Source organism: Bacillus sonorensis NBRC 101234 = KCTC 13918, from assembly GCF_001592005.1.
Lineage (GTDB): Bacteria > Bacillota > Bacilli > Bacillales > Bacillaceae > Bacillus > Bacillus sonorensis.
The window spans coordinates 213,299-239,974 of record NZ_BCVZ01000004.1 but is presented as its reverse complement, the minus strand read 5'-3'; the positions used below and the strand labels follow the sequence as shown (position 1 = coordinate 239,974).

The 26,676-nt window shown below is 45.8% G+C and carries 34 protein-coding genes and 1 riboswitch; of the genes, 30 read left to right on the top strand and 4 right to left on the bottom strand.

Going from position 1 to position 26,676, the window contains the following annotated elements:
- The first annotated feature begins 75 nt into the window (after positions 1–75).
- The 16 genes from fur to BTR1S_RS08090 all read left to right on the top strand — a co-directional run bounded on the left by fur (position 76) and on the right by BTR1S_RS08090 (position 12,055).
- Entirely contained in the window at positions 76–525 is a 450-nt protein-coding gene (gene fur, locus BTR1S_RS08165; protein ID WP_006636494.1) for a ferric iron uptake transcriptional regulator, read from the top strand.
- Positions 526–646: 121 nt separating this feature from the next.
- Positions 647–874, top strand: coding sequence for a YqzK family protein (locus tag BTR1S_RS08160; RefSeq protein ID WP_029418322.1), 228 nt, complete (start codon positions 647–649; stop codon positions 872–874).
- Between the two features lie 6 nt (positions 875–880).
- A complete protein-coding gene (xerD, locus tag BTR1S_RS08155) occupies positions 881–1,771 on the top strand; it encodes a site-specific tyrosine recombinase XerD (RefSeq protein WP_006636492.1) in 891 nt (296 codons plus the stop codon).
- Positions 1,772–1,965: 194 nt separating this feature from the next.
- Entirely contained in the window at positions 1,966–3,150 is a 1,185-nt protein-coding gene (deoB, locus tag BTR1S_RS08150) for a phosphopentomutase (RefSeq protein WP_029418323.1), read from the top strand.
- Between the two features lie 22 nt (positions 3,151–3,172).
- Positions 3,173–3,988, top strand: a complete 816-nt coding sequence (locus BTR1S_RS08145; RefSeq protein WP_081605344.1) for a purine-nucleoside phosphorylase — start codon at positions 3,173–3,175, stop codon at positions 3,986–3,988.
- A gap of 149 nt (positions 3,989–4,137) precedes the next feature.
- On the top strand, positions 4,138–5,310 hold the full coding sequence (locus tag BTR1S_RS08140) for a D-alanyl-D-alanine carboxypeptidase family protein (RefSeq protein WP_006636489.1): 1,173 nt from the start codon (positions 4,138–4,140) through the stop codon (positions 5,308–5,310).
- 93 nt (positions 5,311–5,403) lie between these two features.
- On the top strand, positions 5,404–5,757 hold the full coding sequence (spoIIAA, locus tag BTR1S_RS08135) for an anti-sigma F factor antagonist (RefSeq protein ID WP_006636488.1): 354 nt from the start codon (positions 5,404–5,406) through the stop codon (positions 5,755–5,757).
- Positions 5,754–6,194, top strand: coding sequence for an anti-sigma F factor (gene spoIIAB / locus BTR1S_RS08130; RefSeq protein ID WP_006636487.1), 441 nt, complete (start codon positions 5,754–5,756; stop codon positions 6,192–6,194). Before spoIIAA ends, spoIIAB begins: the two co-directional genes overlap by 4 nt.
- A gap of 12 nt (positions 6,195–6,206) precedes the next feature.
- Positions 6,207–6,974 carry an RNA polymerase sporulation sigma factor SigF gene (gene sigF / locus BTR1S_RS08125; protein ID WP_006636486.1) on the top strand — a complete coding sequence of 256 codons (768 nt, stop codon included), beginning with the start codon at positions 6,207–6,209 and terminating at the stop codon, positions 6,972–6,974.
- A 156-nt stretch (positions 6,975–7,130) separates the two neighbouring features.
- The gene (locus tag BTR1S_RS08120; RefSeq protein ID WP_006636485.1) at positions 7,131–7,751 is read left to right on the top strand and encodes a stage V sporulation protein AA; all 621 of its coding nucleotides are present in this window, start codon (positions 7,131–7,133) and stop codon (positions 7,749–7,751) included.
- Positions 7,741–8,166, top strand: a complete 426-nt coding sequence (locus BTR1S_RS08115; protein ID WP_006636484.1) for a stage V sporulation protein AB — start codon at positions 7,741–7,743, stop codon at positions 8,164–8,166. Before BTR1S_RS08120 ends, BTR1S_RS08115 begins: the two co-directional genes overlap by 11 nt.
- A gap of 13 nt (positions 8,167–8,179) precedes the next feature.
- On the top strand, positions 8,180–8,629 hold the full coding sequence (gene spoVAC / locus BTR1S_RS08110) for a stage V sporulation protein AC (RefSeq protein WP_006636483.1): 450 nt from the start codon (positions 8,180–8,182) through the stop codon (positions 8,627–8,629).
- A gap of 12 nt (positions 8,630–8,641) precedes the next feature.
- Entirely contained in the window at positions 8,642–9,661 is a 1,020-nt protein-coding gene (gene spoVAD / locus BTR1S_RS08105) for a stage V sporulation protein AD (RefSeq protein WP_006636482.1), read from the top strand.
- Positions 9,661–10,011 carry a stage V sporulation protein AE gene (spoVAE, locus tag BTR1S_RS08100; RefSeq protein ID WP_006636481.1) on the top strand — a complete coding sequence of 117 codons (351 nt, stop codon included), beginning with the start codon at positions 9,661–9,663 and terminating at the stop codon, positions 10,009–10,011. Before spoVAD ends, spoVAE begins: the two co-directional genes overlap by 1 nt.
- 6 nt (positions 10,012–10,017) lie before the next feature.
- The gene (gene spoVAEA / locus BTR1S_RS08095) at positions 10,018–10,626 is read left to right on the top strand and encodes a stage V sporulation protein SpoVABEA (protein WP_006636480.1); all 609 of its coding nucleotides are present in this window, start codon (positions 10,018–10,020) and stop codon (positions 10,624–10,626) included.
- On the top strand, positions 10,580–12,055 hold the full coding sequence (locus BTR1S_RS08090; protein ID WP_006636479.1) for a spore germination protein: 1,476 nt from the start codon (positions 10,580–10,582) through the stop codon (positions 12,053–12,055). The genes spoVAEA and BTR1S_RS08090 overlap by 47 nt, the downstream gene beginning before the upstream one ends.
- A gap of 43 nt (positions 12,056–12,098) precedes the next feature.
- Here the strand turns inward: BTR1S_RS08090 and BTR1S_RS08085 are convergent, their stop codons facing one another.
- Positions 12,099–12,431 carry a hypothetical protein gene (locus BTR1S_RS08085; protein ID WP_006636478.1) on the bottom strand — a complete coding sequence of 111 codons (333 nt, stop codon included), beginning with the start codon at positions 12,429–12,431 and terminating at the stop codon, positions 12,099–12,101.
- Positions 12,432–12,828: 397 nt separating this feature from the next.
- Here BTR1S_RS08085 and lysA point away from each other — a divergent pair, with 397 nt between their 5' ends.
- Together lysA and BTR1S_RS08070 are read left to right on the top strand one after the other, a co-directional pair.
- Entirely contained in the window at positions 12,829–14,151 is a 1,323-nt protein-coding gene (gene lysA, locus BTR1S_RS08075) for a diaminopimelate decarboxylase (RefSeq protein ID WP_006636476.1), read from the top strand.
- Positions 14,152–14,388: 237 nt separating this feature from the next.
- Positions 14,389–15,180: a poly-gamma-glutamate hydrolase family protein gene (locus tag BTR1S_RS08070; RefSeq protein ID WP_029418325.1), complete on the top strand. Its 792-nt coding sequence runs from the start codon at positions 14,389–14,391 to the stop codon at positions 15,178–15,180.
- Positions 15,181–15,220: 40 nt separating this feature from the next.
- Here the strand turns inward: BTR1S_RS08070 and BTR1S_RS08065 are convergent, their stop codons facing one another.
- Complete coding sequence (locus tag BTR1S_RS08065; protein ID WP_373870209.1) at positions 15,221–16,069, bottom strand: DUF1002 domain-containing protein; 849 nt, start codon at positions 16,067–16,069, stop codon at positions 15,221–15,223.
- Between the two features lie 440 nt (positions 16,070–16,509).
- Between BTR1S_RS08065 and BTR1S_RS08060 the strand changes: the two genes are divergently transcribed.
- The 10 genes from BTR1S_RS08060 to BTR1S_RS08015 all read left to right on the top strand — a co-directional run bounded on the left by BTR1S_RS08060 (position 16,510) and on the right by BTR1S_RS08015 (position 24,350).
- A complete protein-coding gene (locus tag BTR1S_RS08060) occupies positions 16,510–16,947 on the top strand; it encodes a peptidylprolyl isomerase (protein ID WP_006636473.1) in 438 nt (145 codons plus the stop codon).
- A 223-nt stretch (positions 16,948–17,170) separates the two neighbouring features.
- A complete protein-coding gene (locus tag BTR1S_RS08055) occupies positions 17,171–18,301 on the top strand; it encodes a Rap family tetratricopeptide repeat protein (protein ID WP_006636472.1) in 1,131 nt (376 codons plus the stop codon).
- Positions 18,291–18,497 (top strand): hypothetical protein, encoded by a 207-nt coding sequence (locus tag BTR1S_RS08050; protein WP_006636471.1) that lies wholly within the window; start codon positions 18,291–18,293, stop codon positions 18,495–18,497. Before BTR1S_RS08055 ends, BTR1S_RS08050 begins: the two co-directional genes overlap by 11 nt.
- Positions 18,498–18,691: 194 nt before the next feature.
- Positions 18,692–19,129, top strand: a complete 438-nt coding sequence (locus tag BTR1S_RS08045) for an Hsp20/alpha crystallin family protein (RefSeq protein ID WP_029418326.1) — start codon at positions 18,692–18,694, stop codon at positions 19,127–19,129.
- A 572-nt stretch (positions 19,130–19,701) separates the two neighbouring features.
- Positions 19,702–20,046 (top strand): hypothetical protein, encoded by a 345-nt coding sequence (locus BTR1S_RS08040; protein WP_006636469.1) that lies wholly within the window; start codon positions 19,702–19,704, stop codon positions 20,044–20,046.
- 98 nt (positions 20,047–20,144) lie between these two features.
- A riboswitch (FMN riboswitch) is annotated at positions 20,145–20,292 on the top strand.
- 118 nt (positions 20,293–20,410) lie between these two features.
- Positions 20,411–21,499 carry a bifunctional diaminohydroxyphosphoribosylaminopyrimidine deaminase/5-amino-6-(5-phosphoribosylamino)uracil reductase RibD gene (gene ribD / locus BTR1S_RS08035; protein ID WP_006636468.1) on the top strand — a complete coding sequence of 363 codons (1,089 nt, stop codon included), beginning with the start codon at positions 20,411–20,413 and terminating at the stop codon, positions 21,497–21,499.
- Between the two features lie 11 nt (positions 21,500–21,510).
- Positions 21,511–22,158 carry a riboflavin synthase gene (ribE, locus tag BTR1S_RS08030; protein WP_006636467.1) on the top strand — a complete coding sequence of 216 codons (648 nt, stop codon included), beginning with the start codon at positions 21,511–21,513 and terminating at the stop codon, positions 22,156–22,158.
- A 19-nt stretch (positions 22,159–22,177) separates the two neighbouring features.
- Positions 22,178–23,374: a bifunctional 3,4-dihydroxy-2-butanone-4-phosphate synthase/GTP cyclohydrolase II gene (locus BTR1S_RS08025; protein ID WP_029418327.1), complete on the top strand. Its 1,197-nt coding sequence runs from the start codon at positions 22,178–22,180 to the stop codon at positions 23,372–23,374.
- A 34-nt stretch (positions 23,375–23,408) separates the two neighbouring features.
- Positions 23,409–23,873 (top strand): 6,7-dimethyl-8-ribityllumazine synthase, encoded by a 465-nt coding sequence (gene ribH / locus BTR1S_RS08020; RefSeq protein ID WP_006636465.1) that lies wholly within the window; start codon positions 23,409–23,411, stop codon positions 23,871–23,873.
- 102 nt (positions 23,874–23,975) lie between these two features.
- Positions 23,976–24,350: a GNAT family N-acetyltransferase gene (locus BTR1S_RS08015; protein WP_006636464.1), complete on the top strand. Its 375-nt coding sequence runs from the start codon at positions 23,976–23,978 to the stop codon at positions 24,348–24,350.
- 11 nt (positions 24,351–24,361) lie between these two features.
- Here BTR1S_RS08015 and BTR1S_RS08010 read toward each other — a convergent pair whose 3' ends face one another.
- Positions 24,362–24,886, bottom strand: coding sequence for a DUF309 domain-containing protein (locus tag BTR1S_RS08010; RefSeq protein ID WP_029418328.1), 525 nt, complete (start codon positions 24,884–24,886; stop codon positions 24,362–24,364).
- A 133-nt stretch (positions 24,887–25,019) separates the two neighbouring features.
- Positions 25,020–25,115, bottom strand: a complete 96-nt coding sequence (locus BTR1S_RS21805) for a YjcZ family sporulation protein (RefSeq protein ID WP_081605343.1) — start codon at positions 25,113–25,115, stop codon at positions 25,020–25,022.
- A 183-nt stretch (positions 25,116–25,298) separates the two neighbouring features.
- Between BTR1S_RS21805 and BTR1S_RS08005 the strand changes: the two genes are divergently transcribed.
- Together BTR1S_RS08005 and scpB are read left to right on the top strand one after the other, a co-directional pair.
- Positions 25,299–26,057 carry a segregation/condensation protein A gene (locus BTR1S_RS08005; protein WP_029418329.1) on the top strand — a complete coding sequence of 253 codons (759 nt, stop codon included), beginning with the start codon at positions 25,299–25,301 and terminating at the stop codon, positions 26,055–26,057.
- Positions 26,047–26,640, top strand: a complete 594-nt coding sequence (gene scpB / locus BTR1S_RS08000) for an SMC-Scp complex subunit ScpB (protein WP_029418330.1) — start codon at positions 26,047–26,049, stop codon at positions 26,638–26,640. Before BTR1S_RS08005 ends, scpB begins: the two co-directional genes overlap by 11 nt.
- Positions 26,641–26,676 lie beyond the last annotated feature (36 nt).

The window sequence follows — 26,676 nt, the reverse complement described above, 5'->3', positions numbered from 1 at the left end:
ATAATAATTATAGTTGGCTCTCTGCGCTCGTTTTGTTATAATAAGCTAGGTAATGCGGCGTAGGAGGGAAAGTCAATGGAAACACGTATTGATCGGATTAAAAAGCAACTGCATTCTTCCAGCTATAAACTCACCCCTCAGCGCGAGGCGACTGTAAGGGTGCTGCTTGAGAATGAGGAAGACCATTTAAGCGCAGAAGATGTATACCTCCTCGTAAAAGAGAAATCTCCTGAGATTGGTCTTGCGACAGTATATCGGACTCTTGAATTGTTAACTGAATTAAAAGTAGTGGATAAAATCAACTTTGGCGACGGTGTGTCAAGATATGACCTCCGCAAAGAAGGGGCTGCCCATTTCCACCATCATCTCGTTTGCATGGAATGCGGGTCAGTCGTTGAAATTGAAGAGGATTTGCTTGAAGATGTTGAGGAAATCATTGAAAAGGACTGGAAGTTTAAAATAAAAGACCACAGGCTGACATTCCACGGAATTTGTCATGACTGTCAAGAAAAAGAAGCGAAATAGGACCGGATATGCTGGAACCCTTTCATTTTTGGAGCGGGTTCTTTTTTGATTCACACGTATAAAACTTGTCTCATTTGGCATACGTTTTAGTAATCGAATCAAAAGAAAGGACCTGAAAACCGTGATGAAAATGCTGAAAACGGCCGCTGATATGATCAAGGTGTTCGTGCTGTTTACCGGTTTTACCGTCTTGTTTTATTATGCTATGATATGGATAAATTCAGAGTATGAAAACTATCATCGGTACGATGAACCGAATGGAGCCGCCCTCAAGGTCTCCTCAATGGACGGGGGCGAACAGGACGGCTGGTTTAACCGGTTAATCTTTTTTTATTTAAACGGGGAGTAGGATAGCGTGAAAGTTCATATTAAAGATTTTATCCACTATGCCGTGGTTGAGCGGGGGCTTTCCCACAATACGGTTGTCAGCTATGAACGGGATTTGAACAGCTATAGAGCCTATTTGGAGGATACAGAGGGCCTGAGCTCGCTCGATCAGGTGACAAGGCTGCACATCATTCAGTTTTTGAAGCATTTGAAGGAAGCCGGGAAATCCGGGCGGACGATCGCCAGACATCTCGCTTCAATCCGGGCCTTTCACCAGTTTTTGCTGAGAGAAAAGGTGACGGCGCAGGACCCGTCCGTCCATATTGAAACGCAAAAAACAGAGCGCACGCTTCCAAAGGTGCTGTCATTGCAGGAAGTGGAAACCCTTCTGGACACCCCGAAGCTTACGAGCCCGTTCGGCTATCGGGATAAGGCGATGCTTGAATTGCTTTACGCGACGGGGATCCGCGTCAGCGAGATGATCGAATTGAAGCTTAGCGATGTTCACTTGTCGATGGGATTTATCCGCTGCTTCGGAAAAGGAAGAAAAGAGCGGATTGTTCCGCTTGGTGAAGCGGCATCTCATGCGGTCGGGGAATATCTTTCAAAGGCAAGAGGAAAGCTTCTTAAGAAAAACACCGAAGACGCCCTGTTTCTGAATCATCACGGCAGACAGATGAGCCGGCAGGGATTTTGGAAAAATTTAAAAAAGATCGCTTTGGAAGCGGGGATAAAAAAGGAACTGACGCCTCATACGCTGAGGCATTCATTTGCCACGCATCTGCTTGAAAACGGAGCGGATTTGCGGGCCGTCCAGGAAATGCTCGGACATGCCGATATCTCCACAACGCAAATCTATACCCATGTGACGAAAACAAGGCTGAAAGACGTTTATAAGCAGTATCATCCCCGTGCATAGCCGCGCAGGCCGAAGCGCGGTTTTTCATTTGCCGGCGAACGGCCGCGCCATGAGTGAATTGCGGGAAGTTTCTCACTATTTGCGTTCATATTGTCAACCGTTGTGTAAACGGTTTATACTTGGATAATAGCGGTATTTTGCTTTTTTATGCGTGACAGCCTAAAGATCATTAGAAAGAAAAAGGAGGCCATCAAATGCCTGCATATCAATATCACCGCGTTTTTTTAATCGTCATGGACTCCGTCGGAATCGGCGAAGCGCCTGACGCTGAAACATTTAATGACAAAGGTGCGGATACCTTGGGCCACATTGCCGAGCATATGGGAGGAATCAACCTGCCGAACATGGCGAAGCTCGGACTGGGCAATATCCGCGAGATCAAAGGAGTGCCGCGGGCCGAACAGCCGCTCGCCTACTACGGAAAGATGAAAGAAGCCTCAAATGGAAAGGATACAATGACCGGCCATTGGGAGATTATGGGGCTGTACATAGACAAACCATTCCGGGTATTCCCAGATGGATTTCCTGACGAATTGATCAATGAACTTGAAAAAAGATCAGGCAGAAAAGTAATCGGAAACAAGCCGGCTTCAGGGACGGCGATTTTAGATGAATTGGGCGCTGAACATATCGAAACGGGAGCGCTTATCGTCTATACATCTGCTGATTCAGTGTTGCAGATTGCCGCCCATGAAGAAGTGGTTCCGCTTGATGAGCTGTATCACATTTGCGAAATCGCGCGCGAGCTCACGCTTGATGAAAAATATATGGTCGGCCGCGTCATCGCACGGCCATTCGTCGGAAAGCCGGGCGAGTTTAAACGGACGCCGAACCGCCACGACTATGCGCTGAAACCGTTTGACAGAACCGTGATGAATGAAATGAAGGATGATAATTTCGATGTCATTGCAATCGGCAAAATTTCCGATATTTATGACGGCGAGGGAATCACCGAATCGCTCAGAACGACTTCAAATATGGACGGCATGGATAAGCTGGTTCAAACGCTTGACCAGGATTTCACAGGCATCAGTTTTGTCAACCTTGTGGACTTTGACGCGCTGTTCGGGCATCGGCGCGATCCCGAAGGATACGGAAAAGCGCTTGAAGAGTTCGATGCGCGCCTGCCGGAAGTATTCGAAAAAATGCGGGAAGATGATCTTTTGATCATTACCGCTGATCACGGAAATGATCCGATTCACCATGGAACGGACCATACGAGGGAATATGTTCCGCTGCTCGTATACAGCAAAAAGCACGAAAAAACGGCACAGCTCCCTCTCGCTGATACATTCGCAGATATCGGAGCGACGATCGCCGACAACTTTAAAACGAATATGCCAAAGTACGGAAAAAGCTTTTTATCCCTGCTTAAATAGGAGGAAACTGAACGTGAAACAGATGATTTCAAACGCCGCTCGATACATTAAAAGCAAAGCAAAACACAAACCGTCGATCGGCCTGATATTGGGATCAGGGCTCGGTGTGCTTGCCGATGAAATTGAAGAAGCCGTGAAAATAAAATATGAAGAGATCCCGGATTTTCCGGTTTCTACAGTGGAAGGCCACGCAGGGCAGCTTGTCATCGGAACGCTTGGGAATATTCAAGTCGTTGCGATGCAAGGACGCTTTCATTTTTATGAAGGCTATTCGCTCGATAAGGTCACTTTCCCGGTAAGGGTCATGAAGGAGCTCGGCGTTGACACGCTCATCGTGACCAACGCCGCTGGCGGTGTCAATGAATCATTCCGTCCGGGCGACTTGATGATCATTTCCGATCATATTAACTATTTGGGCACAAACCCGCTGATCGGTCCGAATGATGCGGCGCTTGGCGTCAGATTTCCCGATATGTCGGCAGCCTATGACAAAGATCTCCGCCGGCTGGCGAAGCAAACGGCCGAAGAATTGAACATTTCGGTTCAGGAGGGCGTGTATACCGCAGTTTCAGGTCCATCATATGAAACGCCTGCCGAAGTTCGTTTTCTGCGGACGATCGGGTCTGATGCCGTCGGAATGTCAACCGTTCCAGAAGTCATTGTGGCAAGGCATTCCGGCCTTCGCGTCCTCGGTGTTTCCTGCATTTCAAATGCGGCGGCCGGAATTTTGGATCAGCCGCTGTCACATGATGAAGTCATGGAAGTAACCGAAAAAGTAAAAGCCGACTTTTTACGGCTGATCAAAACAGTTGTGGCCAAAATCGGCGATAAGCAATAAAGTGCTGCTCGGCACATTGAAAAGCCACCCCATGTCCAAAGCTTGGACATGGGGTGGCTTTTTTTGTTGAGAAATTTTTACCAGCATATCCGTATAAATCCACCTGAATTGGAAAAAATAGAAAGGATTACGAAATGGAGGTCTGGGTGATGAAACGTCATTTATCCAAATTGCTGATTTTTACGATAATCCTGATGACAACGCCATCCGCGTTTGCGAAAGAAAGTCAATCGAAAACCCCTGAGCTCGCTCATGAAGCGAAATCCGCCGTTTTGATCGAACGGGACACCGGAAAGATCTTATATGACAAAAACAGCCATGAGAAGCTTCCGCCGGCCAGCATGACAAAGGTGATGACCATGCTGCTGATCATGGAAGCCCTTGATGAGGGCAAGATGAAAATGACAGATAAAGTGAGAACAAGCGAATTTGCCGCATCAATGGGCGGTTCGCAGATCTTTCTTGAGCCCGGTGAAGAGATGACAGTGGAAGAGATGCTGAAAGGGATTGCGATCGGCTCTGGAAACGATGCATCTGTCGCGATGGCGGAGCATATTGCCGGGTCAGAGGAAGAATTTGTGAAAAGAATGAACGAAAAGGCTGCTGAGCTCGGTCTCAAAAATACGTCTTTTCAAAATACGACAGGCCTTCCTAAAGAAGGCCACTACAGCACGGCCTACGATATGGCCGTCATGGCGAAAGAGCTCTTAAAATATGATAAAATCACAAAGTTTACGGGAACGTATGAGGATTATTTAAGAGAAAACACCGATAAAAAGTTTTGGCTCGTCAATACAAACCGGCTGATCAAATTCTATCCGGGAGTCGACGGTGTCAAAACGGGGTTTACAAATGAAGCAAAATACTGTTTGACGGCCTCTGCGAAAAAAGGAAACATGCGTGTGATCGCCGTCGTATTTGGCGCCAGCACGCCGAAGGAACGAAATGCGCAGGTTACCAAAATGCTTGATTACGCGTTTAGCCAATATGAAACACATCCGATGTATAAGCGAAATGAAGTCATTTCCGAATTGAAGGTCAATAAAGGCCGCGAGCAAAAAATAAAACTTGTCACATCAGAACCGATTTCCCTTTTGACGAAAAAAGGCGAAGATATCAAAGCCGTCAAAAAGGAGATGATACAAAAGAAAGATATCCAGGCTCCGGTCAAAAAAGGCACCGAGCTTGGCACGCTCGTTTTGAAAAAGGATGGCAAGGTTTTGCATGAAAGCCCTCTTGTAGCGGAAAAAGACATGGATCAAGCTGGGTTTTGGACCATGTTTAAGCGGACGATGACAAACTGGACAAAGTGGAATGAATAATGCCGAACGGCCACTAGTTTTGTCATGGTGAAGGAATTTGTAAAGTGCGAATCGAAACACTCATTATCCGATTTATATCAAGGAGGAATGAGGATGAGCCTCGGAATCGACTTAAACGTCAAAGAATCCGTGCTTTGTATTCGGTTGACGGGTGAACTTGATCACCATACAGCAGAAACATTAAGAAGCCAAGTCAGTGATCATTTGCGTCAGCACGATGTTCGCCATATTGTCTTAAATCTTGAAGAACTTTCGTTTATGGACAGTTCGGGACTCGGCGTCGTTTTAGGCAGATACAAGGAAATTAAACAGCTGGGCGGAGAAATGATTGTCTGCGCGATTTCCCCGGCCGTCAAACGTTTATTTGATATGTCTGGGCTGTTTAAAATTATCCGCCTTGAACACTCTGAACAGCAGGCGCTTGAAACACTGGGGGTGGCGTCATGAAAAATGAGATGAATATTCAATTTTCAGCGCTCAGCCAGAATGAATCTTTCGCAAGGGTGACGGTCGCCGCCTTTATCGCCCAGCTTGACCCGACAATGGATGAATTAACCGAAATTAAAACAGTGGTGTCAGAAGCAGTCACAAACGCGATCATCCACGGGTATGAAAATTCGGGAGATGGAACCGTGTATATTTCCGTCACGCTTGAGGACCATATCGTCTATTTAACGATCCGGGATGAAGGCGTCGGGATCACGGATTTGGAAGAAGCCCGCCAGCCGCTGTTTACGACGAAGCCTGAACTTGAAAGATCGGGAATGGGCTTTACCATCATGGAGAATTTCATGGACGATATCACGATCGATTCCTCTCCTGAGATGGGAACCACAATACACTTAACAAAGCACTTATCAAAAAGCAAAGCGCTTTGCAATTAAGGGAGATTTGTTATGGATGTGGAGGTTAAAAAAGAAAACCAGAGCACTCAGCTTAAAGACCATGAGGTCAAAGAACTCATAAAAAACAGCCAGAACGGCGATCAAAGAGCAAGAGACCTCCTCATAGAAAAAAACATGCGTCTTGTTTGGTCAGTCGTTCAGCGTTTTTTGAACAGAGGCTACGAGCCGGATGACCTCTTCCAAATCGGCTGTATCGGCTTGCTGAAATCGGTGGACAAATTCGATCTTTCCTATGATGTGCGGTTTTCCACCTATGCCGTCCCGATGATCATCGGGGAAATTCAGCGGTTTATCAGGGATGACGGAACGGTAAAGGTAAGCCGTTCGCTAAAAGAGCTCGGCAACAAAATCAGGAGGGCGAAAGACGAGCTCTCCAAGAAAAATGGCCGAATACCAACCGTCCAGGAAATCGCCGAGCATCTCGGGATCTCCTCCGAAGAAGTCGTGATGGCGCAGGAAGCCGTCCGTTCGCCTTCGTCGATTCATGAAACGGTTTATGAAAACGACGGGGATCCGATTACACTTCTTGACCAGATTGCCGATCAGTCAGAAGAAAAATGGTTTGATAAAATCGCTTTGAAAGAAGCGATTAAGGATTTGGATGAAAGGGAAAAACTGATTGTCTATTTACGGTATTACAAAGACCAGACGCAATCAGAGGTTGCCGACCGCCTTGGGATATCCCAAGTCCAGGTATCCCGCCTTGAGAAGAAAATTTTAAAGCAAATCAAAAACCAGATGGACCATACTGAAACATAGACTGCCGTTTGACAAGGCAGTCCCGGACGAAAGCCGGCCGCTATGACGTGCCGGCTTTTTCGGCGTGGTAATTTATGGACTTTCACGGCTGAAGTGAATGATAAATGAGATGTACCTCATACTACAACTATAACCATCATATAGGAAGTGACCCAGATGGAACGTCAAGTTTTTATCAGGCTCCGCCACCGTCTAGAGGCTGATCCCGATGAATTCATCACACTAGGGCATATCGCACAGGTGGCGGGCGACCGTCGGTACAAAGAAAAGCTTGAACGGCTGCCTATCTACCAGGTAAGCAAAGCAGACCAAAACATGGTGGTATTGGATGTCATGAAGGTTATCGAGGCCATACATAAATCGTTTCCAGACCTTGATGTCCAAACCGTCGGCGGTGCTGAAACCATCGTGGAGGTCAAATATCCTAAACGGGGATTATCTCCTGTTTTATTTATCGCTGTCTGGCTGCTTTTGTTCGTCGGTGCGGGTCTTGCCGTGATGAACTTTCATGAAGATGTCAGCATGAGGGAAGTCCACATCCTGCTTTATGAAATGATAACGGGAAAAGAAAACCGATACCCCTATCTTTTGCAGGTACCGTACAGTATAGGCTTGGGTCTCGGCATGATTTTGTTTTTCAACCACCTATTTAAAAAACGATTTAATGAAGAACCCAGCCCGCTTGAAGTCGAGATATTCAAATATCAGCTCGATTTGGACCAATATGTGGCCATGAACGAAAATAAAGAAACGACAAAGGATATCCATGATCATTAACACGCTTTTTCTCATCTTTCTCGGTCTTGCGGGAGGGGTAGCGGTGGGTTCCGGTTTTGTCGCTTTCCTTACGGTGCTCGGCATTATCCCGAGGCTGACCCAGCTGACAAAAACAAGAGCATATATACAGGCATATGAATGGGCCGTCATCTTCGGGGCCGTTTTCGGAGGATGGGAATCATTGAATATGAACCGGTTTTTTTTATCGAAGTGGCTTTTGATTCCTATTGGGCTGCTTGCCGGCATTTTTATCGGAATGCTTGCGGCTGCTCTTACGGAAGTGCTTAACGTACTGCCGATTCTGTTCAAGAGAATCGGCATGGGCGACAGGATTATAATTCTGTTGATGGCCATTGTATTCGGAAAAATTTTGGGCTCCTTATTTCAATGGCTTATCTTTGTTCATTTGTCATAAAAGGAGGATTATCATGTCAAGCTTAAAAGATAATTATCAATCGAAAGTAAAAACTTATCAGCCCAGCCCGCCTTATGTTATGAATTGCTTAAAGGCTTTTGTCGTAGGGGGTCTGATCTGCATGATCGGACAGGCGTTTCAAAATTTTTATATGACCGTTTTTGATTTTGATGAAAAAACAGCGGGAAACCCGACGGTCGCCACCCTGATTTTAATATCCGCTCTATTAACAGGGCTCGGGGTTTACGACAGGATCGGACAGTTCGCAGGCGCCGGCTCGGCCGTTCCGGTTACGGGGTTTGCCAACAGCATGGCGAGCGCAGCTCTTGAACATAAAAGCGAAGGATATGTGCTCGGCGTCGGGACTAACATGTTTAAACTGGCCGGCAATGTCATCGTGTTCGGCGTTGTCGCCGCATACATTGTCGGCATCATCCGCTATGCTTTTGACAAGCTGTTTTAGGAGGAAGAAATAATGAAAACAAAGGGAAAGCAAACATGGGTATTCCAAAACCCGCTGTTTGTCAATTCAAGCGGCACAGCGGTCGGTCCAAAGGAGAAAGAAGGGCCTTTGGGGCATTTATTTGATAAAACATACGATGATATGCATTGCAATCAAAAAAATTGGGAAATGGCGGAGCGCAAGCTGATGGAGGATGCGATCGAATCGGCATTATCCAAGCAGAATCTGAAAAAGGAAGACATCGATATATTCCTGGCGGGAGATCTGCTTAATCAAAATGTAACCGCCAATTATGTGGCAAGGCATTTGAAGCTCCCGTTTCTTTGTTTGTTTGGAGCCTGCTCTACATCGATGGAATCGATCGCGATCGGTTCAGCGCTGATTGACGGCGGCTTTGCCCAAAGGGCTCTTGCCGCAACAAGCAGCCACAATGCAACGGCTGAAAGGCAATTTCGCTATCCGACAGAATACGGCGGGCAAAAGCCCGGCACCGCAACCTCGACCGTAACGGGGAGCGGAGCGGTGGTGCTGAGCCAGCAGCCAAGCGGGATTAAAATAACAAGCGCAACCGTCGGAAAAGTAATCGATCTGGGAATTACCGATTCACAGGATATGGGGTCAGCGATGGCTCCGGCCGCCGCCGATACGATCAAACAGCATCTCGATGACCTGGGGCGCACGCCGGATGACTATGATTTGATCCTTACCGGTGATCTTTCAGGCGTCGGCAGCCCGATTGTAAAGGATCTTTTGCAAGAGGAAGGGATCAATATCGGGACAAAGCATAATGACTGCGGGCTGATCATCTATACGCCAGACCAGCAAGTGTTTGCAGGAGGAAGCGGATGTGCTTGTTCAGCGGTCGTCACTTTCGCCCATATTTTTAAAGAGATTGAAGCGGGCAGGTTAAACAGGGTGCTTGTCGTCGCAACGGGCGCCCTCCTGAGCCCGACGATTATTCAGCAAAAGGAGTCGATTCCGTGTATCGCACACGGCGTCGTATTCGAACGGGCTGAAGGGGGGAACGCGTGATGGACTATGTTATCGCGTTTATCGCAGGCGGCTTGATTTGCGTCGTTGGCCAGCTGCTGCTCGACGTTTTGAAAATGACGCCTGCGCATGTGATGTCAACTTTTGTTGTAGCAGGAGCAATTCTTGACGGCTTCGGCATCTATGATCGGTTTATCGAGTTTGCCGGAGCGGGCGCGACGGTGCCCATCGTCAGCTTCGGTCACTCCCTTTTGCACGGTGCGATGCATCAGGCTGAAGAGCACGGTTTTATCGGAATCGGGATGGGAATATTTGAACTGACCTCCGCCGGTATTTCCGCCGCGATTTTGTTCGCTTTTATCGTTGCCGTGATTTTTAAACCGAAAGGATAAAGAACAATGACAGCAAAACGCAAGGTCATTTTGGTCACAGACGGTGATATTTATGCGGCAAAAGCGATTGAATACGCGGCAAGGCGGATCGGCGGGCGCTGTATTTCCCAATCAATGGGGAATCCGAGCGTGAAAACGGGCCCTGAACTTGTATCAATGATTCTCAGAACGCCGTATGATCCCGTATTTGTGATGTTTGACGATTCAGGCCTGCAAGGAGAAGGACCGGGAGAGACTTCGATGAAATATGTGGCGTCACATCCCGAAATCGAAGTGCTCGGCGTCATCGCCGTCGCTTCCAAAACCCACTACGCGGAGTGGACAAAAGTGGATGTGTCCATTGATGCAGACGGCGAACTGACAGAATTCGGAGTCGACAAACACGGAGTAAGAGAATTTGATGTCAAACGGATGAGCGGAGACACGGTCTACTGTCTTGATCAGCTTGATGTGCCCATCATCGTCGGAATCGGCGATATCGGAAAAATGGACAGGAAAGACGATGCCAAAAAAGGTTCACCGATCACAATGAAGGCGGTCGAGCTCATTTTAGAAAGGAGCGGGTATTATGAGTGCTCAGGCAAAAGAGAAAGAGAAGACGAACGTATTCCTTGATCCTTCTAAGAATGAAGCGTTTTTTAAAAAGCGGGTCGGTATGGGAGAAAGCTTTGACCTCGGAGTCAGAAAGGTCTTCGTTCTTGACCGGGAAATCCAGCTTTATTATGTAAATGGATTATGTGATACACAATACATCATTCACCTGCTAAGGGAACTGGTTCATCTGGATGATGCTGAAAAAAAATCAGGCGAAGCAGAGGAAATTGTTGAAAACAGGCTGCTGAACCAGCAGGTATCCAAAGTCGAAACGCTTGATGAAGCGGCCGATCAAGTGCTGTCAGGACTGGTCGCCATCATTGTCGAGGATGCGGGCTTTGCTTTTATCGTCGATGTCAGAAGCTATCCCGGCAGAACGCCTGAAGAACCTGACACAGAGAAAGTCGTGCGCGGGGCGCGAGACGGACTTGTCGAGAACATTATCGTTAATAGCGCCCTGATCAGGCGTCGAATCAGGGATGAGCGGCTCCGGTATAAAATGCTTCATATCGGAGAGCGCTCCAAAACCGATATTTGCCTTTGCTATTTGGAAGACGTGGCAGACCCCGATCTGGTCGCCGTATTAAAAAAAGAGATCGAAAATGTAAAAATCGACGGTTTGCCGATGTCTGACAAATCGGTTGAAGAATTTATCGTCGGACAAGGCTTCAATCCTTTTCCGCTTGTCAGGTTTACAGAAAGAGCCGATGTAGCGGCGAGCCACATTCTGGAGGGTCATGTCATTATCATCGTCGACACATCGCCAAGCGTCATCATTACGCCGACCACGCTGTTTCATCATGTCCAGCATGCTGAAGAATACAGGCAAACGCCGGCCGTGGGAACGTTTTTAAGATGGGTGCGTTTTTTCGGAATTCTTGCATCGACCTTTTTGCTGCCGCTATGGATGCTGTTTGTCATTGAACCATCCCTTCTGCCCGAAAACCTGAGGTATATCGGCTTAAACAAAGACTCACACATCCCGATTATCATGCAGATTTTTTTAGCGGATCTCGGAGTCGAATTTTTAAGGATGGCCGCCATCCATACGCCGACGCCGCTTTCGACCGCCATGGGCCTGATCGCGGCTGTCTTGATCGGGGACATTGCCATCAATGTCGGCCTGTTTTCACCGGAAGTCATTTTATACGTCTCTTTGTCCGCCATTGGAACGTATACAACACCCAGCTATGAGCTGAGCTTGGCGAATAAAATGGTGAAGCTTTTTATGCTGATATTGGTGGCTTTGTATAAAGTGGAAGGATTTGTGATTGGCCTGACGATATTAACGATTATCATGACCTCAATCCGATCACTGCGGACACCGTACCTTTGGCCGCTTCTCCCGTTTAACGGCAAAGCATTTTGGCACGTTCTTGTCCGCACTTCCGTCCCGGGAGGAAAAGTCAGGCCGAGTATCGTTCATCCGAGAAACAAAATGAGACAGTGAATCATTCCGGAGGCTTATCATGATTGAAAGCCTCTTTTTCTGTTTACAGATAAAATCCGTATCTCGGCATTTGGGTTTGCATGCCTCTGTATTCATTGGCTGAAATGGCGACGGCGCGCAGGCTGCATATGTTGTTCTGCCTTCTGATCGGATAGACGATATAGAGCATTTCCCGGCCGTACGGGTCAACGGTTGACGAATGAAGGAACACTTCAGTGCCTCTCCGCCAAAACCTTGTATTCGCCGGAGCTGTGATAATTTGACCCTCGAACGGCTCATAGATCCTGTATTCATGCTGGTTCATCTGATATGGGTGATGGACATCCTGTTCCGCATAGCTGTATGAAGGGGCGTACGGATCATAATGTTGATACATGTTATAACCTCTTTCCATCATGTTTTCTTGGCTTTATGCTTATGTATATATGCAGATGAATGCCTAATCGTATGGGCGCAGTCCTCGGGTTTTTCGTTTTTATGCGTTGCTTTTTTCAAACGGTTATGATCCATTCCATTTTTAGTGCCGCAGTTGTTGAGGATGCCTATTTCTATCAATTACAGTTTTCTGCTATGCTATATAAAAGTAGATTTAACGTGGAAAACATTATCAGCTTAAATCAAGAAAATTTGGACAAAATGATGGTTTAGATTTTTATATGAAATGTTATAATACAACGTAAGAAATTTTAATTCATTAAGCGGATAAAGATGTTGGGGGCGGCAATCCGGACTGTCCTTTTCACCTTTGTAGATAGAGAAAGAGGGAATGACAATTGTTTTTACACGGTACGAGCAGACAAAATGAAAGCGGGCATCTCGAAATCGGAGGTGTCGATGTTCTATCATTGGCAGAAAAATATGGAACTCCCCTTTATGTATACGACGTCGCTTTAATACGGGAGCGGGCGCGTAATTTCCAAAAAGCTTTCCGGGAAGCCGATTTGAAGGCGCAGGTCGCATATGCAAGCAAAGCGTTTTCGTCGATTGCGATGATTCAGCTTGCTGAAGAAGAAGGGCTGTCTTTGGACGTTGTGTCGGGAGGGGAGCTTTTTACAGCGATTAAAGCTGGATTCCCTCCTGAACGGATTCATTTTCACGGAAATAATAAAAGTCCGGAAGAGCTGCAGATGGCTCTTGAGCATAAAATCGGCTGCATTGTGCTGGATAATTTCCATGAGATTTCGATCACGGAGGAGCTCTGTAAACGCGCTGGACAAACTGTAGACGTTTTGCTCAGAATTACTCCCGGAGTTGAGGCGCACACACACGACTACATTACGACAGGCCAGGAGGATTCAAAATTTGGATTTGACCTGCACAACGGACAGGTCGAACAGGCGATTGAGCGGGTGCTTGAGTCGCCGGTGTTTCATTTGCTTGGCGTACACTGCCACATCGGTTCGCAAATCTTTGATACGGCAGGTTTTGTTCTTGCGGCCGATAAAATTTTTGAAAAGCTTGCGGAGTGGAGAGAGTCCTATTCCTATACGCCAAAGGTGCTGAATCTTGGGGGCGGATTCGGAATCCGCTATACAAAAGAGGATGAACCGCTGGCCGCAGATCGCTATGTTGAAAAAATTATTGAAGCGGTCAAAGCTAACGCCGAACACTTTGGCTTTGACGTCCCGGAAATTTGGATTGAACCAGGCAGATCGCTTGTCGGAGATGCCGGAACAACGCTTTACACGATCGGGTCCAAAAAAGAAGTGCCCGGCATTCGCAAGTATGTGGCGGTTGACGGGGGGATGAGCGACAATATCAGACCCGCGCTTTATGAAGCCAAGTACGAAGCAGCCGTTGCCAACAGAATGGGCGCCGCCTGTGATGACACGGTATCGATTGCGGGGAAATGCTGTGAAAGCGGCGATATGCTCATTTGGGATTTAGATATTCCGGAGGTTCGGGACGGTGACGTATTGGCGGTGTTTTGCACAGGAGCTTACGGCTACAGCATGGCCAACAATTACAACCGCATTCCGCGGCCGGCCGTCGTGTTTGTGGAAGACGGTGAAGCACAGCTTGTCATCCAAAGAGAGTCATATGAAGATATCGTCAAACTTGACTTGCCGCTGAAATCAAAAGTGAAACAATCATAAACAAAACGGGAGAGCCTTTAAAGGGCTCCCGTTTTGTTTTGCAGACAAAAAAGCGCTTTACGCATGCCGGAAGTGCTTTTTTTTTTGAAAAAGAACGGGTAATAAATAGAACAGCATGCAGGTTAATTGTATATAATATTGGGAATTTAACAAAAATTTAACAAAGGGAGATGATTCGTATTGATCATTATCGAAAAGAAGAGTGCGGTTATTCATACCGATCTAGAGGCGGAGTAGATGGAACCGGCCAAAGTATCCCTACCCCGCCGCATGCTCCAATGCCTGAAGCAATGTGTTGATTGTAACACAGCAAACCGATTTACAGCAATAAACAGATATGTGAAGATTTTATTAATTTCTTCTGTGATTTCCATCCCATCCTTCGCAATGGCTCATCATGAATATGCGGCAGGACAATCAGACGATCGATATGCAAGCTTTGAAGAGCTCAAACAAAACGAAGATCCGTCGGATTACCGAATCGCGACGAAACAAGCCGGCAGCACGATGCTGATTATGGCCATCCATGGGGGAGGAATCGAACCGGGAACAAGCGAAATCGCAAATGAATTGTCACACTCGTATTCTATGTATTTGTTTGAAGGATTGAAGTCATCTGGAAATTCGAGCCTGCATATTACGAGCACAAACTTTGATGAACCGTCGGCACTTGATATGGCAGCCGGGCATACGTATATCATTTCGCTTCACGGCTATTATGCAGAAGACCGTCTTATCAAAGTGGGCGGCACAGACCGCGGCAGGATCAAAATACTCGTTGAGGAACTAAATAAAGCCGGGTTTACTGCCGAAATGCTGAAGACGGACGATCGATATGCCGGAACTAGTCCGGATAATATCGCCAACAAATCGATATCAGGCCTAAGCATTCAGCTTGAAATGAGCACCGGTTTTCGAAGGTCTTTATTCGGCGTGTTTACGTTAAAAGACAGGGCTTCCACACAAAATGAGGATTTTTACCGTTTTACAAAGCTGCTGTCAAACTTTATCGAAAGCCATTATGAATAAACATAAAACACCTCCTTAAAAGAGGTGTTTTATGTTTTCATTAACCATTTGATTCCGATGCTCCGCCTCCGGTAAATACGGAAACGATGGCATTCCAGATCGAAACAAAGAAATCAATCAGCTTTTGAATGAAGTTTTTGCCTTCATCAGAGTTGATAAAATTCGTGATTTTGTCTTTTGCTTTGTCAAGCTGGTCTCCAACCTGCCCCCAGTCGATGTTGATGTCTTTCATGTTATTAAACAAAGACAAGAGGGAATTCTTTTGATCATCTGTCAGTGTAACACCTAAATCGGAGGCCGCCTGATCAATCTTTTTCCCCAGTTCTTCCTGGGATTGCGGGACGCCGTTTTTCGCGATGTCTTCTTTGACTTTTGCCATTAACGCAGATGCGTTATCATTACCGATTTTTTCGCCGAGCTTGGAAGTGGTGACAAGCTCTTCATTGGCGACCTTTTTCACATCATCGGAAATCTTCTGATCGGAAGATGTTTCATATGCTTTCATCAGTCCCGTCAATGCGGCCGTTCCGGATACTTCAAACGGAGCGGTTACATAAACTTTCGCATCCTTTACCCCGGCTGTCATCAGCGCGTTTAAATACATTTCATCCGTGATCTTGCTGATATTATTTGTTTTGACTTCAAGACCGCTTCCTTTTTTCGCAATCGTAATCGATGAAGAAGAGATTGCCCTTGTTCCGATGTCTGCTTTAGATATATAGTTTCCCAAATATTTATGCTCTTCAGCATTTGTGACCTCAATGATCGTCGCGTTTTCCGGAGCATTCATTTCGTTCAGCACTTTTTGCCTGTCTTGAGCCGACAGGTCCTTACCGAGTGTGATGATCACGTCTCCCTCTGCGGAGTCAGCATAACTGATCTGCGGCATGATAAGCAGAAACAATGCTGTGCAAATTCCAAGTATCGATTTTTTCAAGCTGTATGCCCTCCTTAAAAAATGCAGGCTTCAGGCAGATATTGCTGTTTATTTTGGGAGAAGCCTGCCGGAACAATATCTTTATCTCGTGATTCGTTCCGACAATATAGACGGATGAAAAGAGGGGGAGGTTTCATTTAAAAAATAGCAAATTCGTATTTGAACTTGCAAGACTGTCAGAATTGCAGTTTAGACGGAGAAGCATTGATTCTGTCTTTCCTGGCGGATAAAATACGCCATAATAAATCAAAATGCTGGTAAAACAATAATACAGCTGCCGCTGTTCAAATTGCGGAGCGACTGAGGGGAATTTTGGGAGTGTTTTTGCAGTTGGCTCTGCTTATCCCTTCTATGATATAATGAGCCATGTGAAACGAAAGGAGAGAATCAACATGGCTAAAAAAGGATACATACAATTAACGAACGGCAAAAAAATCGAGTTTGAATTATATCCGGAGGCGGCGCCTGGCACTGTCGCCAACTTTGAAAAACTTGCAAACGAGGGCTTCTATGACGGCCTGAAATTCCACCGTGTCATCCCGGGCTTCGTCAGCCAGGGCGGCTGTCCGTACGGAAATGGAACAGGCGGACCGGGCTATACGATTAAATGTGAAACAGAAGGGAATCCCCATAAACATGAAGCTGGTTCTCTCTCTATGGCGCATGCCGGAAAAGATACAGGAGGCAGCCAATTCTTTATTGTCCATGAGCCTCAGCCGCACCTAAACGGCGTTCACACTGTATTTGGCAAAGTCACTTCAGGCCTTGACGCTGTCACATCAATGGAGCAGGGCCAAGGAATGGAAAAAGTCGAAGTATTTGATGCGTAAAATCGTATAGAAAAACAGCCCGGAGGCGGGCTGTTTTTTGTTTTATCCTTGATCTGAAACATCCTTAAACAAAAAGAAGGAGATGGATGAAGCAAATGTCCGTCCCAATAAATAAAAACAATTCTTATCAAAAAACAATTGTAAAAAAATGTCCCTTTATGTAAAATATATTCAACGAAGCGTAAGATAGAACGTCAATTTGATAAAGAAAGGGGCGGATAGATTGAGTGTGAAAATTCCATCGGCGTCAGTTGGGGTCAAAATTAACGAGTGGTATAATGCAATACGCAAATTCAATGTGACAGATGCGGAAATGCTTAAAGCTGAAATTGAGCGTGAATTGTCCAAAATGGAAGAAGATCAGGACTTGTTATTGTACTACGCTTTAATGGAATTCAGGCATCGCATCATGTTGGACTACATCAAGCCGCTGGAAGACGGTGAAGTTCCGCCAGACTTTTCTAAAATATTAAAAGATATTGAAGATAATCAAGATCAGCTGACAGGCTTGCTTGAATATTATTTTAATTTTTTCAGAGGGATGTATGAATATAGACATCATGATTACATTAAAGCGATTTCTTTTTACAGGCGGGCAGAAAAGAAACTGCTCCATGTAGAAGATGAAATAGAAAGAGCGGAATTCCATTTTAAAATGGCTGAAGTGTTTTATCAAATGAGACAGAGTCATGTGTCGATGAATTATGCGCTTCAAGCCATCCAAACTTATCAGGCGCATGAGACGTATACAGTCCGCAGAATTCAATGTGAATTTGTGATTGCAGGAAACTATGATGATTTGGAGTCTAATGAAAAAGCGCTGCCCCATCTTGAAAAAGCGCTGAAGCTTGCTCAAAAAGAAGATCAGCGCATTTTAGAAGGACACACTTTCTACAATTTGGGAAATTGTTATGAGAAGATGGGCCATGGAGGTAAAGCAGCTGAATATTTTCATCAGGCTATTGAGATATATAAAGAAGAAAAATCAGATATTCTTTCAAAAGCCATGTTTAGCCTTGCACATGTTTACTTTAAACAAAAACAATATAAACATGCCAATGACATATTTAACAAAGGCATAAAAACAGCTCAACAATTAAACGATATGATCTATATAGCAAAATTTCGTTTTTTAAAGGCTTTATATGTGGATGATGACGGGATGAATTCAATTTTGGAGACATTTCATCTGCTTGAATCCAAAAAAATGTATCCGGACATAGAAGACTTGGCTTTGGAGGCGGCTGAATACTATAATGAAATTGGGCGCTTGAGCGACTCGGTGTATTTCTATCAGATAGTATTCAGTGCCCGAAAAAAAATGAAAAAAGGGGACTGGTCGTATGAAGTCTAAGCTTTTGCTAACTGCCGCTGCTTCAGTCATTGGATTATCTTTGGCGAGTATTGCGTTAACAGCAAAGACAGAAGGTACAAGCATTGCAGAGCGAAACGTGACATCCGTTCCATCAAAATCGGTCCATATCGCAGAAAGAAACGTAACATCTGTCCCATCCGCACCAATCCAAATTGCAGAAAGAAATGTGATATAACCCTATCAAGTTGCGCATAAAAAATGGCAGTGCCTTATGTAAAAGCACTGCTTTTTTCATGTTTACCTTTTCCATATACACAGATCAGCCTTCCAAACGAGGAAGTTTTTACAGGATAAAAAACGGTTTTAATTACATAATCGGGAAAGAACGAGAAACCATAAGATAAACGAAACCATAATGGAGGTAAGTGTATGCCATTAGTACCTTATGAACCATTTAAACATTTGAATACCATCAGGAGAGAATTTGACCGGGTGTTTGCCGATTTTCCGGCGACTTTCGGAGGTGAACACGGCTTTGGAGGCATTCGCGTCGATGTCCATGAAACGGAAAATGAAATCGTGGCATCCTGCGATATTCCCGGCCTCGAAAGCAAAGAAGATGTTCATATCGATGTTGAAAACAATATGCTGCATATCAGCGGTTCAATCAACAGATCAAATGAAGTAAAAGAGGAAAACGTGCACCGGAAAGAGCGGTTTGTCGGGCGTTTTCACAGATCGGTCGCACTTCCCGGGCCCGTCTCGAATGAAGGGATCACGGCTGCATATAAAAACGGGGTGCTTGAAGTCAGAATGCCTAAAAACAGGCAAGAGCAGAAAAGAAGGATAGACGTAGAATTTCATTAACGGCTCAGTGGCTTCAAAAAAGATCCCAAAATTAAAAAGGGATCTTTTTTTGATGGTTTTGGAACAAATGGCAGAAACAGTTGTTTCTTCTTGGAAGAAGAAGAATTATTTTTTATAATAGATAGTAATCAACAAAATATGACAAGCTGATCACCGTTAGGACTTTCGTTCCGATGCTGAGCAGTAAATTTGTATCCTCCAGTGAATCTATTAAAGGAGGCGTGGCGCATGAAGTGATGAGGCCGTTTTTACGCTATTCGCAACCGGCAAGTGCAGTGCTTGAACTGGTTCAACCAACACGCAAAGTAAATCTGTCAGACGCTTTTTTCTTTTTTGGTAATTTTATCGTCTTATTGTCGCGATGTTCATCTTGTTCTACCATGCACCCCGAAACAGAATATATATTCGTAGGAAATATGGAGTATTTCGACGGAATATGAAACGATTTGACGCCGTTTTGCGTTATACTTAAAAACCACATATTTTCCGTCTGACGCGAATATGTTTTTATTTCATCATTTTAAGGGAAAAAACATATAGATAGTTCAGAACGTGTTCTGGAGGTTTTGTTCATGGGGAAAATAAGAGCCAAGCTCACAATCCTGTTTATATTGGCCGCCGTATTGGCAGGAGGCTTTTACTATTTAAAAAACGGGAGTATGCAAGATGTTTCGACGGCACTCAGTCAAACGGTTTCATCTGAAGAAAAGAACTATACCGTTTACCAATATAAGATCACCAAAGTCGACGGTACGGAGTATCAAGGCGTATCTGATAACGGAACAAAGATTATTTTTGATGCGAAAAATCTGGATCAGGATCTGTCCGACATTAAAGAAGGAGACAAAGTGAAGGCTTACTTCAGCAATGCCAACCGGATTGACGGATTGATCAAAGTCGTCAAAGTCACGAATTAACCCCCTTTTCGAGAGGGGGGTTTTCTTTGCAAAACTGTTTTCATTGCAATTTCGACAATCGGCGGCTATAATACGCATAAGGACAAGAAAATATCGATTGTATCCTTCGGGGCTGGGTGAAAATCCCGACCGGCGGTAGTAAAGCGAAAAAGCTTTAGAGCCCGTGACCCGCTCTGCTTTATGCAGGCGGTGGATTCAGTGAAAAGCTGAAGCCGACAGTGAAAGTCTGGATGGGAGAAGGATGATGAGACTATGTGAAACAGGTGTAAAAGCATAGTTTTATTTCTCATGCATAAAAAACAGACCCCGGAACGAATATTCCGGGGTTTTTTGCGTGATGTTACAACAGAAGGGAGGGAAAAAGATGACAGACGAGCATTATATGAACCTCGCATTGGGGCTCGCAAAGCAGGGCGAGGGCCAGACCGGCGCGAATCCGCTTGTCGGAGCGGTCGTCGTCAAAGACGGACAGGTTGTCGGTATGGGGGCCCACTTAAAATACGGCGAAGCGCATGCTGAGGTGCACGCTATTCAAATGGCGGGGCGCCATGCAGAGGGAGCGGAGATATACGTGACGCTCGAACCTTGCAGCCATTACGGAAAAACGCCGCCATGTGCCGAGCTGGTCATTCGTTCAGGGCTCAAAAGAGTTGTTGTCGCCGCCGAAGACCCGAATCCCCTTGTGTCGGGGAGAGGAATCGGCATGTTAAAAGAAGCCGGAATTGAAGTGACGTCAGGCGTTCTCAAGGAACAGGCGGAAGAGCTGAATGAAAAATTCATGCACTTTATGCGGACGGGGCTTCCGTATGTCACGCTGAAAGCCGCGGTGAGCCTTGACGGCAAAACCGCCACAACTACCGGCGACAGCAAATGGATCACTTCAGAAGAAGCAAGGATGGATGCTCACAAGTACAGGCGAAATCACCAAAGTATTTTAGTCGGTGTGGGCACAATAAAAGCAGATGATCCAAGTTTGACATGCAGGCTGCCTGGTACGGCGAATCAGCCGGTTCGGGTCATTCTTGACACAAACCTGACGATCCCGCTTCACGCGAAAGTCATTCATGATAACGAAGCGCCCACCTGGATTTACACAACCTCAAAGGCCGATCCTGACACGATCCGATACTTGGAAGACAAAGGCGTTCAGGTAAACGTGCTGGATTCCGGATCGATTTCAGTAAAGGCTGTTCTTCAGCATCTGGCGGCAAACGGCATCACATCGGTCTATGTTGAAGGAGGCTCGACCATTCACGCAAGCTTTGTCAATGAAGGGCTTTATCAGCAAATCATCTTCTATCTTGCCCCAAAATTAATCGGAGGGCTGCATTCTCCCAGCGCCATCTCCGGTGAAGGCTTTCAATCGATGAAAGATGTCCCCTTACTGCAATTCACAACCATTTCCAAAATCGGCCGGGATTTAAAACTGGCGGCAAAACCTATAAAAGAATAGGGTGGTGACCCATGTTTACAGGCATCATTGAAGAAATCGGAACGATTTTAGACATGAAAAAGACGGGAAACGCCATGTCTTTAGTCATCAAATCAAACAAAGTGACAGAGGACGTCAAGCTGGGCGACAGCATTGCGGTCAACGGAGTCTGCCTGACCGTCAATGATTATCAAAATGACCGGTTCACGGCAGATGTGATGCTGGAAACGCTGAAAGCAACATCGCTCGGCACTTTGACAAAAGGAAGCTCCGTCAATCTGGAGAGAGCGATGGCTGCAAACGGCCGCTTCGGCGGGCATATGGTGTCCGGACACGTTGATGGCACGGCTGTCATCACACGGATAGAAAAAGCGGAAAACTCCATATACTATGATTTAAAACTGGATCATGAACTTGCGAAAATGCTCGTCTTGAAGGGATCAATCGCCGTCGACGGCGTAAGCCTGACGATATTCGGGTTGACGGAGGACCAGGTCACTGTCTCGCTTATACCCCATACGCTTGACGAAACGATTTTTCCGGAAAAAAAAGTCGGAAGCATCGTCAATATCGAGTGTGACATGATCGGCAAGTATATTTACCGGTTTCTCCATCAGCAGAAAGAAGCGAAGCAAACGAAAACCATCACTGAAGCATTTTTAAAGAATAACGGGTTTTGAACGAAAGGAGGAGCGGCTTTTGTTTCATACAATAGATGAAGCCATACACGATCTGAAACAGGGAAAAGTCATCATCGTCGTCGATGATGATGACAGAGAGAACGAGGGCGACTTCGTCGCGCTCGCGGAGCATGCAACACCGGAAGTGATCAACTTTATGGCGTCTTACGGAAGAGGATTGATCTGTGCGCCGCTCAATGAAGAAATTGCGTCAAGGCTTAACTTGCATCCGATGGTGGATGAGAATACCGACTCCCACCATACCGCTTTTACGGTCAGTGTCGATCACCGGGATACAAAGACAGGAATCAGCGCTCAGGAGCGGTCATTGACCGTCAAGTCGCTCATCGATGAACAGGCGCTTCCCGGAGATTTTAAAAGACCGGGACACATTTTTCCGCTCATAGCGAAAAAGGGCGGAGTTTTAAAAAGAGCCGGACATACGGAAGCAGCTGTCGATCTCGCAGAGGCATGCGGTTCGGCACCTGCCGGCGTCATTTGTGAAATCATGAATGAAGACGGCACGATGGCGAGGGTGCCCGAGTTAAAAAAAATTGCCGACCAGCACGGCTTGAAAATGATTACGATTAAGGATTTAATCGAATACCGCTATAGCAAGGGAACGCTGATCAACCGCGAAGTCAGCATTATGCTTCCGTCAGATTTCGGTACGTTCAAGGTTTTTGGATACACAAACGAAATCGATCATAAAGAACATATCGCCCTTGTAAAAGGTGATGTTCCATTTGGCGATGAGCCGGTGCTTGTCCGCGTTCATTCGGAATGTCTGACAGGCGATGTGTTCGGCTCCCACCGCTGTGATTGCGGTCCGCAGCTTGCCGCAGCACTGTCGCAAATTGAGAAAGAAGGACGAGGGGTGCTGGTTTACTTAAGACAGGAAGGACGCGGCATCGGCTTAATCAATAAGCTGAAAGCCTATAAGCTTCAGGAAGAGGGGTATGACACGGTTCAGGCAAACGAACAGCTCGGTTTTCTTCCCGATTTGAGGAATTACGGAATCGGCGCGCAAATGCTGCGGGACCTCGGCGTCAAGAACATGAAGCTTTTGACGAATAACCCGAGAAAGATCGCGGGCCTTGAAGGCTATGGTTTGACGATCGCCGACAGGATTCCATTGCAAATGGAGCCGAATAAAGACAATGAACATTATTTAAAAACGAAAAAAGCGAAATTGGGACATTTGCTTCATTTTTAATCAAAAAACATTCACAAAAAAGGACGGGATTCATATGAATAAAATAGAAGGCCATGTAATTGGAACAGATTTGAAAATCGGTATTGTCGTATCAAGATTTAATGATTTTATCACAAGCAAATTGTTAAGCGGAGCGGAGGATACGCTGATAAGACATGGGGTCAAATCCGAGGATATTGATGTCGCTTGGGTTCCCGGCGCATTTGAAATTCCATTGATCGCGAAAAAAATGGCTGAAACCAAAAAGTACGATGCTGTGATCACGCTAGGAACGGTGATCAGAGGTGCTACAAGCCATTATGATTATGTATGCAATGAAGCGGCAAAGGGAATTGCAGGGAGCAGCATGTCAACGGGCGTTCCGGTCATCTTTGGCGTGTTGACGACCGACACGATCGAACAGGCCGTTGAACGGGCTGGGACGAAAGCCGGAAACAAAGGCGCCGAAGCCGCTGCTGCGGCGATTGAAATGGCGAACCTGACCCGGTCGCTTCATTAATTTCCGGAAAAAGAGTTTAAAATGATGATAAAAATGTTTATAATGTGATGTGAAGCGACTAGCCTTCGTTAGATCCACATTTTGATATATTGAGGGGTATTTATGTTAATTCGTTATAAGAAGTCATTCGAAAAGATTGCGATGGGTCTCCTTTCGTTCATGCCGAATGAGAAGGACGTCAAGCAGCTTCAGCAGACAATGAAAGACTATGAAACGGACACTGACAGACAGCTTTTCCTCTGGAAAGAAGGCGAGGATATTGTCGGCTGCGCAGGGGTTGAAAAAAAAGATGATGAAGTTGAAATCAAGCATATCAGTGTAAATCCGTCTCACCGTCACCAAGGAATCGGCAAAAAAATGGTCTCCGCCCTTTCACAAATGTTTGAACCAAAGCCGCTGGTTCCGAATGAATTAACTAAAGGATTTTTTGAACGCTGTCAGGATCACGAAAATGAAGACATCACATATAACAAATGAGCAGAGGTTGTTTAGCCTCTGCTCTTTTTTCGCCGCGCGATCTCCTTTTCTCTTTCTGTCAGGACTTCGGTCCGGTCCCTCAGCCGGTGTTTATGAACGAGAAAAGCGTCCGTCTCCGGGCTTTTTTGCCTCCAATGGTAGGATTTTTGCTCGCATACTTTTTGACAGGCGTGAATGAGCCTCGGATCTCTGATGGGGAGCATGATGCTTTCATATGGAGAATGCGCTTCGATTTTTTGACAGGTCCGCCGCATGAGGCTGACCAAGCGACCGTGATCCAAGCCGAGCGCCTCGACGGCGGCTTGTTCAGCTTCAAGAATCCGGAGGCTGTTTGCCATTAACCTTTTGGCTCCGGTGAAATTGCCTCTTCGCTGATGATAGAGTGCGACGGCAAGCTGGATCAGACCGACCCAATATAATTTCCGTTTTCCCGGAGGGTCTTTTTTCCAATGTTCTTCTAAAAGTTCGTGGCACTCAAAATAATCTCTTGAGCCATGAAATTCGGCCAGGTATTCGATATATGCTTCGGGATACATCCGACATCCTCCTTTATCCTTCCGTTAAAGTGTATCACAGGGAAGTAACAGAGGAAAAATGCCGCCGCATCCTCTCGATTTCCGGGGCGCATCATAAACATGAGCGGCTTGCTTTCGGCCGCTCATGATGTATTTAATAGATCCAGGCTGCTCCTACAATAATCAATAAAATAAACAGAACGACAATCAAAGCAAATCCTCCGCCGTGGCCGAATCCTTTACCTCCCATGGTGTCTCCTCCTGTTTCATTAAGAATTTTACACGATTATCCTATGTCTGTTTGCCGCAAACTGTATGGGCGGATGCCGGCACTTCTTAAATTATATTGGACTTCACATAGACGCGTAATTTATACTAAAGGATAGCCAGTTTTAAGCCGGCTTAGAAGCGATGTTGAAAATGGTGAGAAATGATCATGGAATATCAGGTGAAAATCGAGGCGTTTGAAGGACCTTTAGATCTGCTGTTGCACTTAATCAATCGGCTCGAAATAGACATTTATGACATACCTGTTGCGAAGATAACCGAGCAATATTTATTATATGTGCATACGATGCGCGAGCTTGAGCTTGATGTGGCAAGCGAGTATTTGGTGATGGCTGCCACCCTCCTCAGCATTAAAAGCCGGATGCTCCTCCCGAAGCAGGAGGAGGAACTGTTTGATGAGGAACTGCTTGAAGAAGAAGAGGATCCGAGAGACGAATTAATTGAAAAATTGATAGAGTATAGAAAATATAAAAGCGCGGCACAGGCTTTAAAAGAGCGCGAAGAAGAACGGCAAAAATCTTTTGCCAAGCCGCCAAGCGATTTAAGCGATTACGCCAAGGAAGTCAAATTAAGCGAACAGAAGCTCTCTGTCACGGTATACGATATGCTCGGCGCGTTTCAAAAGGTGCTGAACCGAAAAAAAATCAGCCGGCCTTCTGAAACGAGAATTTCCAGACAGGAGATTCCGATCGAAGAACGAATGACCCAGATCGTCGACCGTTTGAAATCGTCAGGGAAAAGAGTGCACTTTATGGAACTGTTCCCTTATAAGCAAAAGCAGCACTTGGTTGTGACGTTTATAGCGATTTTGGAGCTGATGAAAAATCAGCTGATCATCATTGAACAGGAACACAATTTTTCCGATATTTACATAACAGGGAGTGAAGCGATTCATGACGCTTGATATCGTGAATTGGAAGGCCATCGTTGAAGCCTTGCTGTATGCAGCAGGAGACGAGGGCCTCACCAAAAAACAGCTGCTATCCGTGTTGGAGGTCGATGAGACGGAGCTCCAGGACATTATGCTGGACGTCAAAGAAAGCTATGAGAACGAAAGCAGAGGCATAGAGCTTGTCGAATACGCGGATACTTACATGCTATCAACCAAAAAAGACTTTGCCGTCTATTTAAAAAAATTGATTGAAGCTCCTTCAAAAGGACTTTCCCAGGCGGCCCTTGAAGTTTTGGCGATCGTCTCCTACAAACAGCCGATTACAAGAGCTGAAGTGGAAGATATTAGAGGAGTCAAATCCGAACGGATTCTCCAAAGCCTTGTGGCAAAAGCGCTTCTTTGCGAGGTCGGACGCGCGGAGGGGCCCGGGCGGGCGATTTTATACGGAACAACCGAGACCTTCCTTGAGCAGTTTGGCTTAAAGGCGCTTGAGGAGCTGCCGCCTCTGCCTGAAAACGTAGAAGAAGACGGGATGCAGGAGGAAGCCGATTTGTTCTTCGAGAATTTCAATCAGACGTTTGAAGATATAAAATAGATTCACCTTAAGGACTGAAGTATGATAATATATATT

Bases quoted from the DNA above. Each gene is read 5' to 3' on its own strand.
- fur (WP_006636494.1), top strand. From the start codon at position 76: ATGGAAACACGTATTGATCGGATTAAAAAGCAACTGCATTCTTCCAGC.
- deoB (WP_029418323.1), top strand. From the start codon at position 1,966: ATGCCTGCATATCAATATCACCGCGTTTTTTTAATCGTCATGGACTCC.
- BTR1S_RS08145 (WP_081605344.1), top strand. From the start codon at position 3,173: ATGATTTCAAACGCCGCTCGATACATTAAAAGCAAAGCAAAACACAAA.
- BTR1S_RS08140 (WP_006636489.1), top strand. From the start codon at position 4,138: ATGAAACGTCATTTATCCAAATTGCTGATTTTTACGATAATCCTGATG.
- spoIIAA (WP_006636488.1), top strand. From the start codon at position 5,404: ATGAGCCTCGGAATCGACTTAAACGTCAAAGAATCCGTGCTTTGTATT.
- spoIIAB (WP_006636487.1), top strand. From the start codon at position 5,754: ATGAAAAATGAGATGAATATTCAATTTTCAGCGCTCAGCCAGAATGAA.
- sigF (WP_006636486.1), top strand. From the start codon at position 6,207: ATGGATGTGGAGGTTAAAAAAGAAAACCAGAGCACTCAGCTTAAAGAC.
- BTR1S_RS08120 (WP_006636485.1), top strand. From the start codon at position 7,131: ATGGAACGTCAAGTTTTTATCAGGCTCCGCCACCGTCTAGAGGCTGAT.
- BTR1S_RS08115 (WP_006636484.1), top strand. From the start codon at position 7,741: ATGATCATTAACACGCTTTTTCTCATCTTTCTCGGTCTTGCGGGAGGG.
- spoVAC (WP_006636483.1), top strand. From the start codon at position 8,180: ATGTCAAGCTTAAAAGATAATTATCAATCGAAAGTAAAAACTTATCAG.
- spoVAD (WP_006636482.1), top strand. From the start codon at position 8,642: ATGAAAACAAAGGGAAAGCAAACATGGGTATTCCAAAACCCGCTGTTT.
- spoVAE (WP_006636481.1), top strand. From the start codon at position 9,661: ATGGACTATGTTATCGCGTTTATCGCAGGCGGCTTGATTTGCGTCGTT.
- spoVAEA (WP_006636480.1), top strand. From the start codon at position 10,018: ATGACAGCAAAACGCAAGGTCATTTTGGTCACAGACGGTGATATTTAT.
- BTR1S_RS08090 (WP_006636479.1), top strand. From the start codon at position 10,580: ATGAGTGCTCAGGCAAAAGAGAAAGAGAAGACGAACGTATTCCTTGAT.
- BTR1S_RS08085 (WP_006636478.1), bottom strand. From the start codon at position 12,431: ATGTATCAACATTATGATCCGTACGCCCCTTCATACAGCTATGCGGAA.
- BTR1S_RS08070 (WP_029418325.1), top strand. From the start codon at position 14,389: ATGGAACCGGCCAAAGTATCCCTACCCCGCCGCATGCTCCAATGCCTG.
- BTR1S_RS08065 (WP_373870209.1), bottom strand. From the start codon at position 16,069: ATGCCGCAGATCAGTTATGCTGACTCCGCAGAGGGAGACGTGATCATC.
- BTR1S_RS08060 (WP_006636473.1), top strand. From the start codon at position 16,510: ATGGCTAAAAAAGGATACATACAATTAACGAACGGCAAAAAAATCGAG.
- BTR1S_RS08050 (WP_006636471.1), top strand. From the start codon at position 18,291: ATGAAGTCTAAGCTTTTGCTAACTGCCGCTGCTTCAGTCATTGGATTA.
- BTR1S_RS08045 (WP_029418326.1), top strand. From the start codon at position 18,692: ATGCCATTAGTACCTTATGAACCATTTAAACATTTGAATACCATCAGG.
- BTR1S_RS08040 (WP_006636469.1), top strand. From the start codon at position 19,702: ATGGGGAAAATAAGAGCCAAGCTCACAATCCTGTTTATATTGGCCGCC.
- ribD (WP_006636468.1), top strand. From the start codon at position 20,411: ATGACAGACGAGCATTATATGAACCTCGCATTGGGGCTCGCAAAGCAG.
- ribE (WP_006636467.1), top strand. From the start codon at position 21,511: ATGTTTACAGGCATCATTGAAGAAATCGGAACGATTTTAGACATGAAA.
- ribH (WP_006636465.1), top strand. From the start codon at position 23,409: ATGAATAAAATAGAAGGCCATGTAATTGGAACAGATTTGAAAATCGGT.
- BTR1S_RS08015 (WP_006636464.1), top strand. From the start codon at position 23,976: ATGTTAATTCGTTATAAGAAGTCATTCGAAAAGATTGCGATGGGTCTC.
- BTR1S_RS08010 (WP_029418328.1), bottom strand. From the start codon at position 24,886: ATGTATCCCGAAGCATATATCGAATACCTGGCCGAATTTCATGGCTCA.
- BTR1S_RS21805 (WP_081605343.1), bottom strand. From the start codon at position 25,115: ATGGGAGGTAAAGGATTCGGCCACGGCGGAGGATTTGCTTTGATTGTC.
- scpB (WP_029418330.1), top strand. From the start codon at position 26,047: ATGACGCTTGATATCGTGAATTGGAAGGCCATCGTTGAAGCCTTGCTG.